Annotated in this window: 11 protein-coding genes; 5 read left to right on the top strand and 6 right to left on the bottom strand. The window is 72.8% G+C overall.

What is annotated here, in order from left to right:
* Positions 1-59 precede the first annotated feature (59 nt).
* The 5 genes from ACFV7Q_RS00150 to pdhA form a co-directional block, all read right to left on the bottom strand.
* Positions 60-830 carry a hypothetical protein gene (locus ACFV7Q_RS00150; RefSeq protein WP_385421770.1) on the bottom strand — a complete coding sequence of 257 codons (771 nt, stop codon included), beginning with the start codon at positions 828-830 and terminating at the stop codon, positions 60-62.
* A 719-nt stretch (positions 831-1,549) separates the two neighbouring features.
* Positions 1,550-2,488 (bottom strand): GNAT family N-acetyltransferase, encoded by a 939-nt coding sequence (locus ACFV7Q_RS00145; RefSeq protein ID WP_385421767.1) that lies wholly within the window; start codon positions 2,486-2,488, stop codon positions 1,550-1,552.
* Between the two features lie 141 nt (positions 2,489-2,629).
* Positions 2,630-4,054, bottom strand: a complete 1,425-nt coding sequence (locus ACFV7Q_RS00140; protein WP_385422013.1) for a dihydrolipoamide acetyltransferase family protein — start codon at positions 4,052-4,054, stop codon at positions 2,630-2,632.
* 32 nt (positions 4,055-4,086) lie between these two features.
* Positions 4,087-5,067, bottom strand: coding sequence for an alpha-ketoacid dehydrogenase subunit beta (locus ACFV7Q_RS00135; protein WP_385421764.1), 981 nt, complete (start codon positions 5,065-5,067; stop codon positions 4,087-4,089).
* 2 nt (positions 5,068-5,069) lie between these two features.
* Positions 5,070-6,272, bottom strand: coding sequence for a pyruvate dehydrogenase (acetyl-transferring) E1 component subunit alpha (gene pdhA, locus ACFV7Q_RS00130; RefSeq protein WP_385421762.1), 1,203 nt, complete (start codon positions 6,270-6,272; stop codon positions 5,070-5,072).
* A gap of 324 nt (positions 6,273-6,596) precedes the next feature.
* Here pdhA and ACFV7Q_RS00125 point away from each other — a divergent pair, with 324 nt between their 5' ends.
* Complete coding sequence (locus ACFV7Q_RS00125) at positions 6,597-7,259, top strand: response regulator (protein ID WP_385421759.1); 663 nt, start codon at positions 6,597-6,599, stop codon at positions 7,257-7,259.
* A gap of 57 nt (positions 7,260-7,316) precedes the next feature.
* On the opposite strand, the gene ACFV7Q_RS00120 is transcribed toward ACFV7Q_RS00125, so the two are convergent.
* The gene (locus ACFV7Q_RS00120) at positions 7,317-8,924 is read right to left on the bottom strand and encodes a protein kinase (RefSeq protein WP_385421756.1); all 1,608 of its coding nucleotides are present in this window, start codon (positions 8,922-8,924) and stop codon (positions 7,317-7,319) included.
* 229 nt (positions 8,925-9,153) lie between these two features.
* On the opposite strand from ACFV7Q_RS00120, the gene ACFV7Q_RS00115 reads away from it, so the two are divergent.
* The 4 genes from ACFV7Q_RS00115 to ACFV7Q_RS00100 all read left to right on the top strand — a co-directional run bounded on the left by ACFV7Q_RS00115 (position 9,154) and on the right by ACFV7Q_RS00100 (position 13,205).
* The gene (locus tag ACFV7Q_RS00115; protein ID WP_385421753.1) at positions 9,154-10,827 is read left to right on the top strand and encodes a protein kinase; all 1,674 of its coding nucleotides are present in this window, start codon (positions 9,154-9,156) and stop codon (positions 10,825-10,827) included.
* Positions 10,828-11,168: 341 nt separating this feature from the next.
* Entirely contained in the window at positions 11,169-11,678 is a 510-nt protein-coding gene (locus tag ACFV7Q_RS00110) for a hypothetical protein (RefSeq protein ID WP_385421750.1), read from the top strand.
* Positions 11,679-11,787: 109 nt separating this feature from the next.
* Positions 11,788-12,435 (top strand): PadR family transcriptional regulator, encoded by a 648-nt coding sequence (locus tag ACFV7Q_RS00105; protein WP_385421748.1) that lies wholly within the window; start codon positions 11,788-11,790, stop codon positions 12,433-12,435.
* A 26-nt stretch (positions 12,436-12,461) separates the two neighbouring features.
* Positions 12,462-13,205 carry an ABC transporter ATP-binding protein gene (locus tag ACFV7Q_RS00100; protein WP_385421746.1) on the top strand — a complete coding sequence of 248 codons (744 nt, stop codon included), beginning with the start codon at positions 12,462-12,464 and terminating at the stop codon, positions 13,203-13,205.
* The last annotated feature ends 17 nt before the right edge of the window (positions 13,206-13,222 follow it).

Genomic DNA, 13,222 nt, shown 5'->3' with positions numbered 1-13,222 from the left:
CACGCCATGATGCCGCACCCGGGCCACCGCCGCGCCGTGGGCGGCACTCTGACGGAGGTTCAGGGCAGCACCGCCCTGACCCCCGCCCACGCGTCCACGGCCCGGGCGGTGTCCGGGGCCCCGCCGAGGTGGGGCCGGACCAGGGCCATGCTGTTCAGCAGGAGCTTGATGCGGCGCAAGTGGCGGATGCGGCGGCGGGGCAGCTCGCGCCAGGCCAACCCCTCCGCGGCTGCCTGGGCCGGGGTCAGGTCGATCAGGGTAAGCAGTTCGCGGCACAGCCCCTCGGGGTCGCCGCCGCGGCCGGGCCCGGGGCCGAACTCCCCGATGAGGTAGGCCCGGACGCCGGCCCGGTCGATCGCATGGTCCAGCGGGTGCCAGCCCGCCCACGCGGCCGTCCGGTCCACCGCGACCACCGCCACCCGGCCCCAGCGCAGCCGCATCCCGTCGGGCAGGGCGTCGTCCTGCATCCCGGACACGCCGTGGGAGCGCAGGGTCAGCGGATGCGGCTCGTCGGCCAGCGGCGGCTCGGTGGCCAGCCAGGCCTCCAGGTCGGCCAGCGCGTGGCCCCCTGGCGGCACCGCGGTCAGCACCTGACCGCGGGTCAGCAGCGGGGTCATGGCGCCCGTGAGGCGGACCCGTGCCGCCTGGCCCGCGCGGAGGGAGGTCACCCGGTGCCCGCGCCGCTCGACGTGCCGCAGCCCGAGGCGTGCGTCCCCGGCGGCGTACACCTGGCCGGTCCGGGCGACGCCCCCGATGCACCGGACGGCGCACAGCCCGCCCGCGGCATCGGCATCCTCGACGGAGTAGACCTGCAACTCGGCAATGGGCACCCGGCACGCCCCCTTCAGTCCCGGACTCACGTGTTCCTTCGGGATCCATAGTGAGGTGTCATACGTCGGTGTCATGCCGTGCGTCTACTGCCGGTGCCGTTCGCGCGTTCGTGGACCGCATGCGCGCCGCTTTCGTGGCGGTGTGGTTGGTCGGATGACAGCACCACGAGCGCGAGACGGAGGGGGCGGTGAGCCGGAAGCTGCCCCTGGTGAGGGCGGGACGGCCCGTACCGCCCGCGCCCGCGCCCTTGTCCGGTCGGGGGCGGACGAGGAGACCGGCGAAGTGCTCGCCCCGGCCACGCCGGCGGGTGCAGGCCGGCCGGGGCCAGGCGGTCGGTGAAGCGGCGCCGACCTGTTGGCCGGAGTCCTGGCCGCACGGCCCTCCGCCCCGAAGAAGCGCACCCCGCAGGAGGGGGACACGGTGCGGGCCGCCATACTGGGCGGCGCGTACCTGCCAGAGCATCATGCGCTCCTGCCCGGCTCCACCAAGACGGGCGTACCACTGCTCTCGGGTCAGGCGCCCGGTTCCAGGCCGCCGGGGTGCCCGCCGACCGCTACGCCCGGCCCGACGACAACACCTTGGACGGCACGGTCGTCACCTTGGCGGAGGAGATCCGCCGGGTCTGCGAGCGCCGCTCGAACCTCGACGACGCCGCCCCCGGACCGCCGGGCGGTCCGGGGGCGGCCCGGGCGAGCGGGGCCTCGGCGCCCCGCCCGGGTCAGCCGTGCTCGGGGGCCTCCAGGACCAGGCGGATCTCGGAGACCTCGTAGCCCCCGCGGGCGAAAGCGGCGGCCATGGGGGCGTTGACGGTGTCCGTCGTCGCGGTGATGCGGTCGGCGCCCGCGGCGGCGTGGAAGCGGGTGATCTCGGCCAGGACCTCGTCGATCAGGCCCTGCCCGCGCTGCTCGGGCACGACGCCCAGGTAGCCGACGTTGCGGTGGTACGGGGTCGCCGACGGGACGGCCAGGCCGGCGACCGTGCCGTCCGGCAGCTCGGCGAGGCGCCACCAGGAGCGCTCGCCGGGGCAGTCCAAGTAGAACTCCATGTCCTCGCGGGCCAGCTGCTCGGGGGTCTTCGTGCGCAGCTCGCTCTGCGTGGCCAGGTCGAGGCTGCCGGCGGACACCCGGACGAAGGCGTCGAGGAACTCCTCGTCGGTGCCCTCCCGGAAGACCAGCCGCCCGGTCGGGGCGGCGGTCCCGGCCGCTGGGGTCCACTCGTAGCGCAGCCGCTCGATCTCGCGGGTCAGGCCCGTCCGGTACGCGGCTTCCCGCCGCCAGGCGACCGCCTCCGCCAGATCGGGGCGGGTGCGCCAGTCCGCGGGCAGGGAGAGGTTGTAGAGGGGGAGGGTGCCGAAGGCCTCGTGCCCTGCGGCGAGCAGTCCGGCTGCGAGGGCGGCCGGGTCGGCGACCGAGGAGCGGACCTGGAGGCAGTCCAGGGCGATGGGCCGCTCGCTGTCGGCGCGGCCCCACCACAGGGCGCGGGCCAGGACCTCGCCGTCGGCGCCCTCGGCGAACCAGGTCCACTCGGGGCGGAACCGGTGGGCGGCGAATTCTTCGCGGACCCTTCCGGCCGGCAGGGCGGGGAGGGGGCCGTCGGCGGGGTGGGCCGCGGCGCGGTCGAGATCGGCGGGGTCTGCGGTGGCAGCACGGAAGATCATCCGTGGATGATCACACGTGGTGGCGGCCGTGGCCAGGGATTTCGGGGCTTCCGGCCGGGGCCATGGGCAACGGCCGATGGCCGGCCCCCTCGGCGGGGCCGGCCATCGGTCGGTGGTGCGGGCGGGTGCTGCCGCTGCCCGTTACTGCCAGGTGACCAGACGGCGCGGGTCCTCCAGCACGGCGGCGATGTCGGCCAGGAACTTGGAGCCGAGCTCGCCGTCGATCAGACGGTGGTCGAAGGACAGCGCCAGGGTCGTGACGTGGCGCGGCTTCACCTTGCCCTTGTGGACCCACGGCTGGAGCTTGATCGCGCCGACCGCGAGGATCGCGGACTCGCCGGGGTTCAGGATGGGCGTACCGGTGTCCACGCCGAAGACGCCGACGTTGGTGATGGTGAGGGTGCCGCCCTGCATGTCGGCCGGGGAGGTCTTGCCGTCACGGGCCGTGGCAACCAGCTCGGACAGGGCCCGGGAGAGCTCCGGCAGCGTCTTGGCGTGGGCGTCCTTGACGTTCGGGACGATCAGGCCGCGGGGGGTGGCCGCCGCGATGCCCAGGTTGACGTAGTGCTTGAGCACGATCTCCTGGGCCGCCTCGTCCCAGGACGCGTTGACGTCCGGGTTGCGGCGGACGGCCACCAGGACCGCCTTGGCGATGAGCAGCAGCGGGTTGATCCGCAGCCCGGCCAGGTCGGGGTCGGCCTTGAGGTCCTGGACCAGCTTCATCGTCTTCGTGATGTCGAAGGTGATGAACTCGGTGACGTGCGGCGCGGTGAACGCCGAGCCGACCATGGCCTGGGCGGTCATCTTGCGGACGCCCTTGACCGGGATACGGGTCTCCCGGGCACCCGGTTCGGCCGGCGCGGCGGCGGCCGCCGAGGCCTGGGCGGGCACCTCGACCGGAGCCTGGACCGGGGCGGCGGCGGGGGCGGCGGCCTGCGGGGCGAGCGCGGCCGCGGCAGCGGCGTGCACGTCCTCGCGGGTCACGATCCCGCCGTCCCCGGTGGGGATGACGGTGGCCAGGTCGATGCCGAGGTCCTTGGCGAGCTTGCGCACCGGCGGCTTGGCCAGCGGCCGGTCCCCGACGGCGGGCGCGTGCCCGTTGCCGTTGAGGACGGGCGCCGGGGCGGCGACCGGAGCCGGGGCGGCAGGGGCCACGGGGGCCGGGGCGGCGACCGGGGCCGCGGCAGCGGCGGCGGGGACGGCCTTGCGCGGGCGGCGCTTCGTGGAGGACTGGGCGACGCCGTAGCCGACCAGCACGGGCTGGCGGCCCTCGGGCGCGGCTTCCTCGGCCTCGGCCGGGGCGGCGGCGGGAGCCGCGGCAGCCGCGGCCGGAGCCTCGGACGCGTCGCCGGTCTGCACGGAGATGATCACCTGGCCGACGTCGACCGTGGTGCCCTCCTCGAACAGCAGCGCGTGCACGGTGCCGTCGAACGGGATCGGCAGCTCCACGGCCGCCTTGGCCGTCTCGACCTCGCAGACGACCTGGCCGTCGGTGACGGTGTCACCCGGCTGGACGTACCACTTGAGGATCTCGGCCTCGGTGAGGCCCTCGCCCACGTCGGGCATCTTGAATTCGCGGATGGTCACGGGGGCTCTCCTCAGTACGCCAGCGAGCGGTCGACGGCGTCGAGCACCCTGTCCAGACCCGGCAGGTATTCCTCCTCCAGGCGGGCCGGGGGATACGGCGCGTGGTAACCGCCCACGCGCAGCACCGGCGCCTCCAGGTGGTAGAAGCACCGCTCCGTGATGCGGGCGGCGATCTCGGAGCCCACGCCCAGGAACACCGGGGCCTCGTGGACGACCACGAGCCGGCGGGTCTTCTCGACGGAGGCCTGGATGCCGTCGAAGTCGACCGGGGACATCGAGCGCAGGTCGAGGACCTCCACCGACTTGCCCTCCTCGGCCGCCGCAGCGGCCGCCTCCAGGCACACCTTCACCATGGGGCCGTAGGCCGCCAGGGTGAGGTCCGAGCCCTCGCGCACGACCCGCGAGGTGTGCAGCGCGGTCGGGATGGCGTCGGTGTCGACCTCGCCCTTGTCCCAGTAGCGCCGCTTCGGCTCGAAGAAGATCACCGGGTCGTCGCTGAGGATCGCCTGCTGGAGCATCCAGTAGGCGTCGCTCGCGGTCGACGGCGAGACCACCTTCAGGCCCGCGACGTGCGCGAAGAGGGCCTCCGGGGACTCCGAGTGGTGCTCGACCGCGCCGATGGCGCCGCCGTACGGGATGCGGACGACGACCGGCAGCTTGACCTTGCCCAGGGCGCGCGCGTGCATCTTCGCGAGCTGCGTGACGATCTGGTCGTACGCGGGGAAGACGAACCCGTCGAACTGGATCTCCACCACCGGCCGGTAGCCGCGCAGGGCCAGGCCGACGGCCGTGCCGACGATCCCGGACTCGGCCAGCGGGGTGTCGATGACCCGGTCCTCGCCGAAGTCCTTCTGCAGGCCGTCGGTGATCCGGAAGACACCGCCCAGCTTGCCGACGTCCTCGCCCATGATCAGGACCTTGGGGTCCGTCTCCAGGGCCTTGCGCAGCGACTCGTTGAGCGCCTTCGCGATCGACATCTTCTCGACAGCCATGATCAGTTGCCCTCCTCGAACGAGGCGAGGTAGGCGGCGAACTGGGCGCGCTCCTCGTCCACCAGCGCGTGCCCGTCGGCGTAGATGTTCTCGAAGATCGCCATCGTGTCCGGGTCGGGCATGTTGCGCACGGCCTCGCGGACCCGCTTGCCGAGGGCCTCGCTCTCGACCTCCAGCGCCTCGAAGAAGGCCTCGTCGGCGCCACCGGTCGCCAGCAGGTGGGCCTTGAGCCGCGCGATCGGGTCCTTGGACTCCCAGGCGGCCCGCTCCTCGTCCCGCCGGTAGCGGGTCGGGTCGTCGGAGGTGGTGTGGGCGCCCATGCGGTAGGTGAAGGCCTCGATCAGCGTCGGGCCCTCGCCCTGCCGGGCCCGCTCCAGGGCCCAGCGGGTCACGGCCAGGCAGGCCAGGACGTCGTTGCCGTCGACCCGGACGCCGGGGAAGCCGAAGCCCGCCGCGCGCTGGTACAGCGGCACGCGGGTCTGCTTCTCGGTGGGCTCGGAGATCGCCCACTGGTTGTTCTGGCAGAAGAACACCACGGGGGCGTTGTAGACCGCGGAGAAGGTGAACGCCTCGTTCACGTCGCCCTGGCTGGACGCGCCGTCGCCGAAGTAGGCGATGACCGCCGAGTCGGCGCCGTCCTTGGCCACGCCCATCGCGTAACCGGTCGCGTGCAGCGTCTGCGAGCCGATGACGATCGTGTAGAGGTGGAAGTTGTTGGTGTTCGGGTCCCAGCCGCCGTGGTTCACGCCGCGGAACATGCCCAACAGGTTGGTCGGGTCGACGTCGCGGCACCAGGCCACACCGTGCTCGCGGTACGTCGGGAACACGTAGTCGTCGTCGCGCAGCGCGCGGCCGGAGCCGATCTGGGCGGCCTCCTGGCCGAGCAGCGAGGCCCACAGGCCCAGCTCGCCCTGGCGCTGCAGGGCGGTCGCCTCGCCGTCGAAGCGGCGCGTCATGACCATGTCGCGGTACAGACCGCGCAGGTCCTCGACGGTGATGTCGGAGACGTAGGAGAGGAACTCCGCGTTCTCCGCGGTCTCCACCCGGTCCCCTTCCGGCGTCAGCAGCTGTACGAGCTGGGGCTCGGTGTTCTGCGCGGCAGCGGGCTTCGCTGCGGGGGCCTTGGAGGCGCTCGCAGCGCCTGCCGCCCGCTTGGTGCCGCTGCTGCGTCGCGGCTTGCGCGCGGCAGTGCTCTCCACGGTCACGTGTTGCTCCTCCGTCGGTCCGGCTCCCGGGTTCTCCGGGGTCCAGTGCGGCTCACCTGGATCCGTACCCGCGCACGGGGTGGGTGCGGCCGTGTACGGGATTCAGGCGTGACAGGTGCCCCGGCGACAGTCCTGCGCAATCACGTTACCCAGTGCGCCGCATAACTGCGAAACCCCACTTGACCTGCGTTTTTGCTTGGATTTCCAAGTAAATCCGCAGAGCCGGGGAACAAGCACTGGTCACAGCCTTGCAGGGGCCGGAACAACGGCACGTTATCCCGGGTAACGACCTCAGGGAAGGGGTGAGTGTGTGAAACTGAGTTCGTGCGCGAAGACGGAAAAATCAAGGTATTCCTCCTGGACGACCACGAAGTGGTACGGCGCGGAGTCCATGAGCTCCTGTCGGTCGAAGAGGACATCGAGATCGTCGGAGAGGCCGGCACCGCCGCGGACGCCTTGGTACGCATCCCCGCCGCGCGCCCCGATGTGGCCGTCCTCGACGTGCGCCTGCCGGACGGCAGTGGAGTGGAGGTCTGCCGTGAGGTCCGCTCGCAGGACGAGGGGATCAAATGCCTGATGCTGACCTCGTTCGCCGACGACGAGGCCCTCTTCGACGCGATCATGGCCGGCGCCTCGGGCTACGTGCTCAAGGCCATCCGCGGCAATGAGCTGCTCGGCGCCGTACGGGACGTGGCGGCGGGCAATTCCCTGCTGGACCCGGTGGCCACGGCCCGGGTGCTGGAGCGGCTGCGCGACGGCAGCGGCGGCCGGGGCGACGACCGCCTGGCCCACCTGACCGAGCAGGAGCGCAGGATCCTCGACCTGATCGGCGAGGGCCTGACCAACCGCGCCATCGGCGAGCGGCTGCACCTGGCCGAGAAGACCATCAAGAACTACGTCTCCAGCCTGCTGTCCAAACTGGGCATGGAGCGCCGCTCCCAGGCCGCCGCGTACGTGGCCCGCCTTCAGGCCCAGCGGCGCGCCTGAGTAACGGGCGTCCAATTCCCGCAGAACCGGATCCATTCGGTCCGGCTCCGCGGCGGCTCAGTTCGTTTCCTCCAACGGATTCGGCTCCACCGGTACGGACGGGCTCTTCACGGGCGACGGCGCGGACTTCGACGGCGCCGCGCTCGACTTCGTCGCCGAGGGCGACGGGCTGGTGAGCGACTGCGACGGCGAGGGGCTGGTGCTCGGCGTGCTCTTGTGCCGGGACGGCGGCGGCGTGAAGTCGTCCGACGGCCGGGAGGAATTCGACGTGTCGTTCGACGGCGCGTTCTGCGACGCGGACGGGGCGCCCGGCTTGGCGCTGGAAGAACTCTGGACGACCGCCGGACCGTTGTCACCGCCCTTGGTCTTGCCGCCCACCGAAGTCACGGCGTACGCCACTCCGCCCGCGATCGCGACGATCGCGAGGACGGCGAACAGCCACAGCTTCCAGCGGCCGCTGCCGCGGTCGTCGTACCGGTCGTAAGCGTCGTAGCCGTCGTACGGGTCGCGGCCCTGACCGTGGCCCTGGACGCGCCCGTGCGCGTCGTAGCCGCCGGGGAAGGCCGTGCCGTCGTCCGGGTTCAGCGGCGGCACCATGGGCTGCTGGAACTGGGAGGTCGTGGAGTGCGCGGCGTACGGCTGCGGGCCGCCGGCCTGCGCGACGGGCATCGCGGTGGTCGGCGCGGCGCCGCCCCGCCCGTGCGGCAGGGCCATGGTGACCGGGCCGGTGTTCCAGGTGCCGGTGTTCGGCCCCTGGTCCTGGAGCATCTGCAGGGCGTACTGGACGAGCCCGCGCATCTCCTCGGCGCTCTGGAACCGGTCGTCCGGGTCCTTGGCGAGGGCGCGCATGACCAGGCCGTCGAGCTCCTGCGGGATGTCCTGGCCCTCCGGCAGCTGCGAGGGCGGGACCGGCGCGTCCTGGACGTGCTGGTAGACCACGGACAGCGGGGTCTCGCCCGTGAACGGGGGCCGCAGCGCGAGGAGTTCGTACAGCAGGCAGCCGGTGGCGTACAGGTCGGAGCGGTGGTCCACGGCCTTGCCGAGGGCCTGCTCGGGCGACAGGTACTGCGGGGTGCCCATGACCATGCCGGTCTGGGTCATCGTCGACTGGGCGCCGTGCAGGGCGCGGGCGATGCCGAAGTCCATCACCTTCACGGCACCGGTGTCGGTGATGATGACGTTCGCCGGTTTGATGTCGCGGTGCACGATGCCGTGCTGGTGCGAATAGGCCAGCGCCTCCAGCACACCGGAGACGATGATGAGGGCCTGGTCTGGCCCGGGGGCCTCCGCACTGAGGAGGAGGTCGCGGATGGTGCGGCCCTCGACCAGCTCCATGACGATGTAGGGGACGGTGTTCGGGCCGACCTTGTCCTCGCCCGAGTCGTACACGGCCACGACGGCGTGGTGGTTCAGCCCGGCGACCGACTGTGCCTCACGCGTGAAGCGGGCCTTCGAGACCGGGTCCTCGGCGAGGTCGGCGCGGAGCAGCTTCACGGCGACGGTCCGGCCCAGCCGGACGTCCTCGGCGGCGAACACCTCCGCCATGCCGCCGCGGCCCAGGCGGTGGGTGAGCCGGTAGCGGCCGTCGCCGACCAGGCCGCTGGCGCCCCAATGCTCAGGATCGTCGGCCATCCCGGCGCCGCTGTCCTCGGGTTCGGGTGCCATGAGTCCTCGCCGTCGTCTCTCTCGGCCGCCGCTGAGCGGTAGGTCCATTTCGTGTGCTCCGATGAACGCTACAGCCTCGGAACAGGTCGCCGTTCGGACAATGGCTCGTGGTGGCCCCGTCGTCACGGAACGGGTACCTGGCTTGACGTGTGCTTGCCCTCCGGCAGACTGGGCCCGACATGCGCTCAGCCAGACGCGTAGAGACACACCCCGAGGGGAAGCAACAGTCATGAGCCAGGACGGCAATCAGGCCCAGTACGCGGGCGGCTCTCTGGCCGGTGGCCGTTACCAGCTAAGGGACTTGCTCGGTGCGGGCGGTATGGCGTCCGTCTATTTGGCGTACGACAGCGCGCTCGACCGGCAAGTCGCCATCAAGACCCTGCACAGCGACCTCGGCCGGGAGGCCTCGTTCCGCGAGCGTTTCCGCCGTGAGGCCCAGGCTGTTGCGAAACTGTCGCACACGAACATCGTCTCGGTCTTCGACACGGGCGAGGGTGAGGTCACCTTCCCCGACGGCCGGAGCGACGCGGCGGTCATGCCGTACATCGTCATGGAGTACGTCGAGGGCCAGCCGCTCGGCTCGGTGCTCGCCGCGGACGTCCGCCAGTACGGGGCGATGCCGGCCGAGAAGGCACTGAAGGTGACGGCCGACGTGCTGGCCGCGCTGGACACCAGCCACGAGATGGGGCTGGTCCACCGCGACATCAAGCCCGGCAACGTGATGATGACCAAGCGCGGCGTGGTCAAGGTGATGGACTTCGGCATCGCCCGCGCCATGCAGTCCGGCGTCACCTCGATGACGCAGACCGGCATGGTGGTCGGCACCCCGCAGTACCTGTCGCCCGAGCAGGCGCTGGGCCGCGGCGTCGACGCCCGCTCCGACCTGTACTCGGTCGGCATCATGCTGTTCCAGCTGCTGACCGGCCGGCTGCCGTTCGACGCCGACTCGCCGCTGGCCATCGCCTACGCCCACGTACAGGAGGAGCCGGTCGCCCCGTCCTCCATCAACCGGTCGCTCACCCCGGCGGTGGACGCACTGGTGGCACGGGCCCTCAAGAAGAACCCGAACGAGCGCTTCCCCACCGCGGCCACCATGGCGGACGAGATCGCTCGCGTCCTGGCGGCCGGTCAGACCGGCGCCCCGGCCATCGTCCCGGGCGCCCACACCGGCGGCAGCGGGGCGGGCGTCGGCTCGACCGTGTTCCCGCCGCTGGACTCCGGCTTCCAGACGCCGGCCGGCCCGTCGGTGCAGCAGCCGTACGCGCCGACGCCGGCTCCGGCCCCGTACGCGCAGACCCCGCCGCCGGTGGCGCAGACGCACGGTCAGGGCGGTTACGCCTACCCGCCGCAGCCGCCGGTGGCGCAGCAGTACGCGCCGCAGACCCCGCCGCCGTTCGCCTCCGCGCCGACCGGCCAGCAGGCCTCGGCCGGTTCCGGCGGCAGGAGGAACATGCCGGTGGTCGTGGGCGCGATCGCGGTGGCGCTGATCGCCATCGGCGGCCTCGTCTACGCGGTCGTCAACAACGGCGACGACGAGGGCAACAAGGGCACCCAGGCCGGCCAGCAGACCACGGGCGGCCAGGCGGCCACCCCGTCCGGCTCCGCCAAGGCCGGGCACAAGGGGCCGGACCCGACCCGCACGATCGACCCGAAGCAGTGCAAGGAGCCGAGCAAGCACTACAGCGACGCCACGAAGGTGATGGCGCCGGACTTCCGGTACAGGCACCTCCGCTCGGTGAAGGAGTGCATCCAGGCGGCGGGCTGGAAGTACAAGATCGAGAAGCGCGACGAGGCGGTCTACGGCGAGGACACGGTGCTGTCGCAGCTGCCCGAGGCGGGCGGCAAGGTCGACAAGGAGGGCACCGAGTTCACGCTGATCGTCTCCACGGGCGACCCGCAGTAGGCGGCCGCCCGGTCCGGCCGACCTGACCGGCACCGGCCGGCGTCGGCGGACGGTCCGGTTCGGGCGGACGGTCCGGTTCGGGCGGACGGTCCGGTTCGGTTCGGTTCGGTTCGGTTCGGACGGACCCTCCGGTTCGGGCGGACCGTCCGGTCGGCCGGATGGTCCGGTCCGCCGGATGGATGTCGGCCGTTCGGCCCCATGTAGCGGGACACTGCATCCCGGGCACCCCCGACAGGGCGCCCGGGATGCCTGTTTTGCCCCACCATGTGAATCTGAGCGGGACATCCCGGCCTCCCCCAGACTCCGTCCGGGGGGACCCCCACGGATGGGAGGGGCTCCCCGTGAACCGAAGCCTCCGGGCGCCGCGCCCGCCGGCCGCGCGCACCCGGCACCTGCCCGCCGTCGCCGCACTGCTCGCCGCGGCGCTCTCGCCGGCCGCCCCGGCCGCCTCCGCCTCCCTGCTCGCCGCACCCTCCGCGTCGGCACCCCGGGCTCCCGATCCGGCGGACGACGCCCCCGGCGAGGAGTGGTACGGGAAGCTGGCCGGCAGCGTCGCCGGGGTCGGGCGGGTGCGGCCGGGGCGCCCCGCGGCCGAGCCGGCGAATCCCGAGGCCGTCCTCGCCTCCCGCCCCTTCCTCCCGGCGCGGCCCCGCCCCGTGCCCCCCACTCCGCCCCCGCCCGAGCCGCCCCCCGCGCAGCACACCCCCGCCGACCCGTACCCCACCCTGGCCGCCGGGACGAACGACCGGGCCGCCGACCTCGCCGCGCACCTGCTGCCGCTCGGAACCGGGTTCGCCCTGATGGGGCTGGGGCTGGGCTATCTCGGCGCACGGCTGCGCAAGGGCCTCTGACCCCGCGCCGGGCGTGAGGGACCCCGCCCGGGGCCCATGTGGCGGGCGGCGCCCGGAGCGGCCCGGGGGACGGTTGCGCAGTCGAACATACTCGGTATACATACTCAGTATGTCGATCCGTCACGGCCTTCTCGCCCTGTTGGAACAAGGACCCCGGTACGGCTCCCAACTGCGCACCGAGTTCGAATCCCGCACCGGCTCCACCTGGCCGCTCAACGTCGGGCAGGTGTACACCACCCTCGCCCGCCTGGAACGCGACGGCCTCGTCGCCCCCGGCGGCGAGGACACCGCCGGCCACACCCTCTACGCCATCACCGACACCGGCCGCGCCGAACTGAGCGAGTGGTACGCGCGCCCCGTCGACCGCGCCAACCCGCCCCGCGACGAGCTGTCCATCAAGCTCGCCATGGCGGTGGGCTCGCCCGGCGTGGACATCCGCGCCGTCATCCAGGCCCAGCGGCACGCCACGATCAAGGCGATGCAGGACTACACCCGCCTCAAGGTGCAGGCACTCGCCGCCATCGAGAAGGGCGACTCCCGCGAACGCGACGACGTGGCCTGGCTCCTGGTCCTCGAACAGTTGATCTTCCAGACCGAAGCCGAGGCCCGCTGGCTCGACCACAGCGAGTCCCGGCTCGTCCGGCTCTCCCTCACGGCCGGCCGGAGAGCCGAACCCACCCCGTCCCAGGCCACCGAACCCGCGGCCGGTACCGACGCCGCCCCGCCACCCCGCGCCGCCCGCTCCCCGCGGAGCTGACGCCACCGCCGTCCCAGGGGGGACCCATGACCGACCAGCGCCCCGCGCAACCCGTACTCCAGCTCGACAAGCTCGTCCGCACGCACGGCACCGGGGCCACCGAGGTGCACGCCCTGCGCGGTGTCGACCTCGCCGTGTACCCCGGCGAACTCGTCGCCGTCATGGGGCCCTCCGGCTCAGGCAAGTCCACGCTGCTCACCCTCGCGGGCGGCCTCGACCGGCCCACCGGCGGCCGCGTCCTCGTCGAAGGCACCGACATCACCGCCGCGAACCGCAGGCAGCTCGCCGCCCTGCGCCGCCGCAGCATCGGCTACGTCTTCCAGGACTACAACCTGGTCCCGGCCCTCACCGCCGCCGAGAACGTCGCCCTGCCCCTCGAACTCGACGGGACCTCCGCCCGCAAGGCCCGGGCCGCCGCCCTCGCCGCCCTGGACGAGATGGAACTCGGCGCGGCCGCCGACCGGTTCCCCGACGAGATGTCGGGCGGCCAGCAGCAACGCGTGGCCATCGCCCGCGCCCTCGTCGGCGACCGCCGCCTGGTCCTCGCCGACGAACCCACCGGCGCCCTCGACTCCGAGACCGGCGAATCCGTCCTCGCCCTGCTCCGCTCGCGCTGCGACGCAGGAGCCGCCGGCATCCTCGTCACCCACGAACCCCGGTTCGCCGCCTGGGCCGACCGTGTGGTCTTCCTGCGCGACGGCAGCATCGTCGACTCGACCCTGCGCAGCCACGCGGAATCGCTGCTGTCCGGGCAGGCGGGCCGTCCGTGAAGGCGTACCACTCCTGG

The sequence above is a fragment of the Streptomyces sp. NPDC059851 genome (assembly GCF_042732005.1).
Classification (GTDB): domain Bacteria; phylum Actinomycetota; class Actinomycetes; order Streptomycetales; family Streptomycetaceae; genus Streptomyces.
This window is presented reverse-complemented; position numbering and strand designations above follow the sequence as displayed.

Bases quoted from the DNA above. Each gene is read 5' to 3' on its own strand.
- ACFV7Q_RS00145 (WP_385421767.1), bottom strand. From the start codon at position 2,488: ATGATCTTCCGTGCTGCCACCGCAGACCCCGCCGATCTCGACCGCGCC.
- ACFV7Q_RS00140 (WP_385422013.1), bottom strand. From the start codon at position 4,054: ATGCCCGACGTGGGCGAGGGCCTCACCGAGGCCGAGATCCTCAAGTGG.
- ACFV7Q_RS00135 (WP_385421764.1), bottom strand. From the start codon at position 5,067: ATGGCTGTCGAGAAGATGTCGATCGCGAAGGCGCTCAACGAGTCGCTG.
- ACFV7Q_RS00120 (WP_385421756.1), bottom strand. From the start codon at position 8,924: ATGGCACCCGAACCCGAGGACAGCGGCGCCGGGATGGCCGACGATCCT.
- ACFV7Q_RS00115 (WP_385421753.1), top strand. From the start codon at position 9,154: ATGAGCCAGGACGGCAATCAGGCCCAGTACGCGGGCGGCTCTCTGGCC.
- ACFV7Q_RS00105 (WP_385421748.1), top strand. From the start codon at position 11,788: ATGTCGATCCGTCACGGCCTTCTCGCCCTGTTGGAACAAGGACCCCGG.
- ACFV7Q_RS00100 (WP_385421746.1), top strand. From the start codon at position 12,462: ATGACCGACCAGCGCCCCGCGCAACCCGTACTCCAGCTCGACAAGCTC.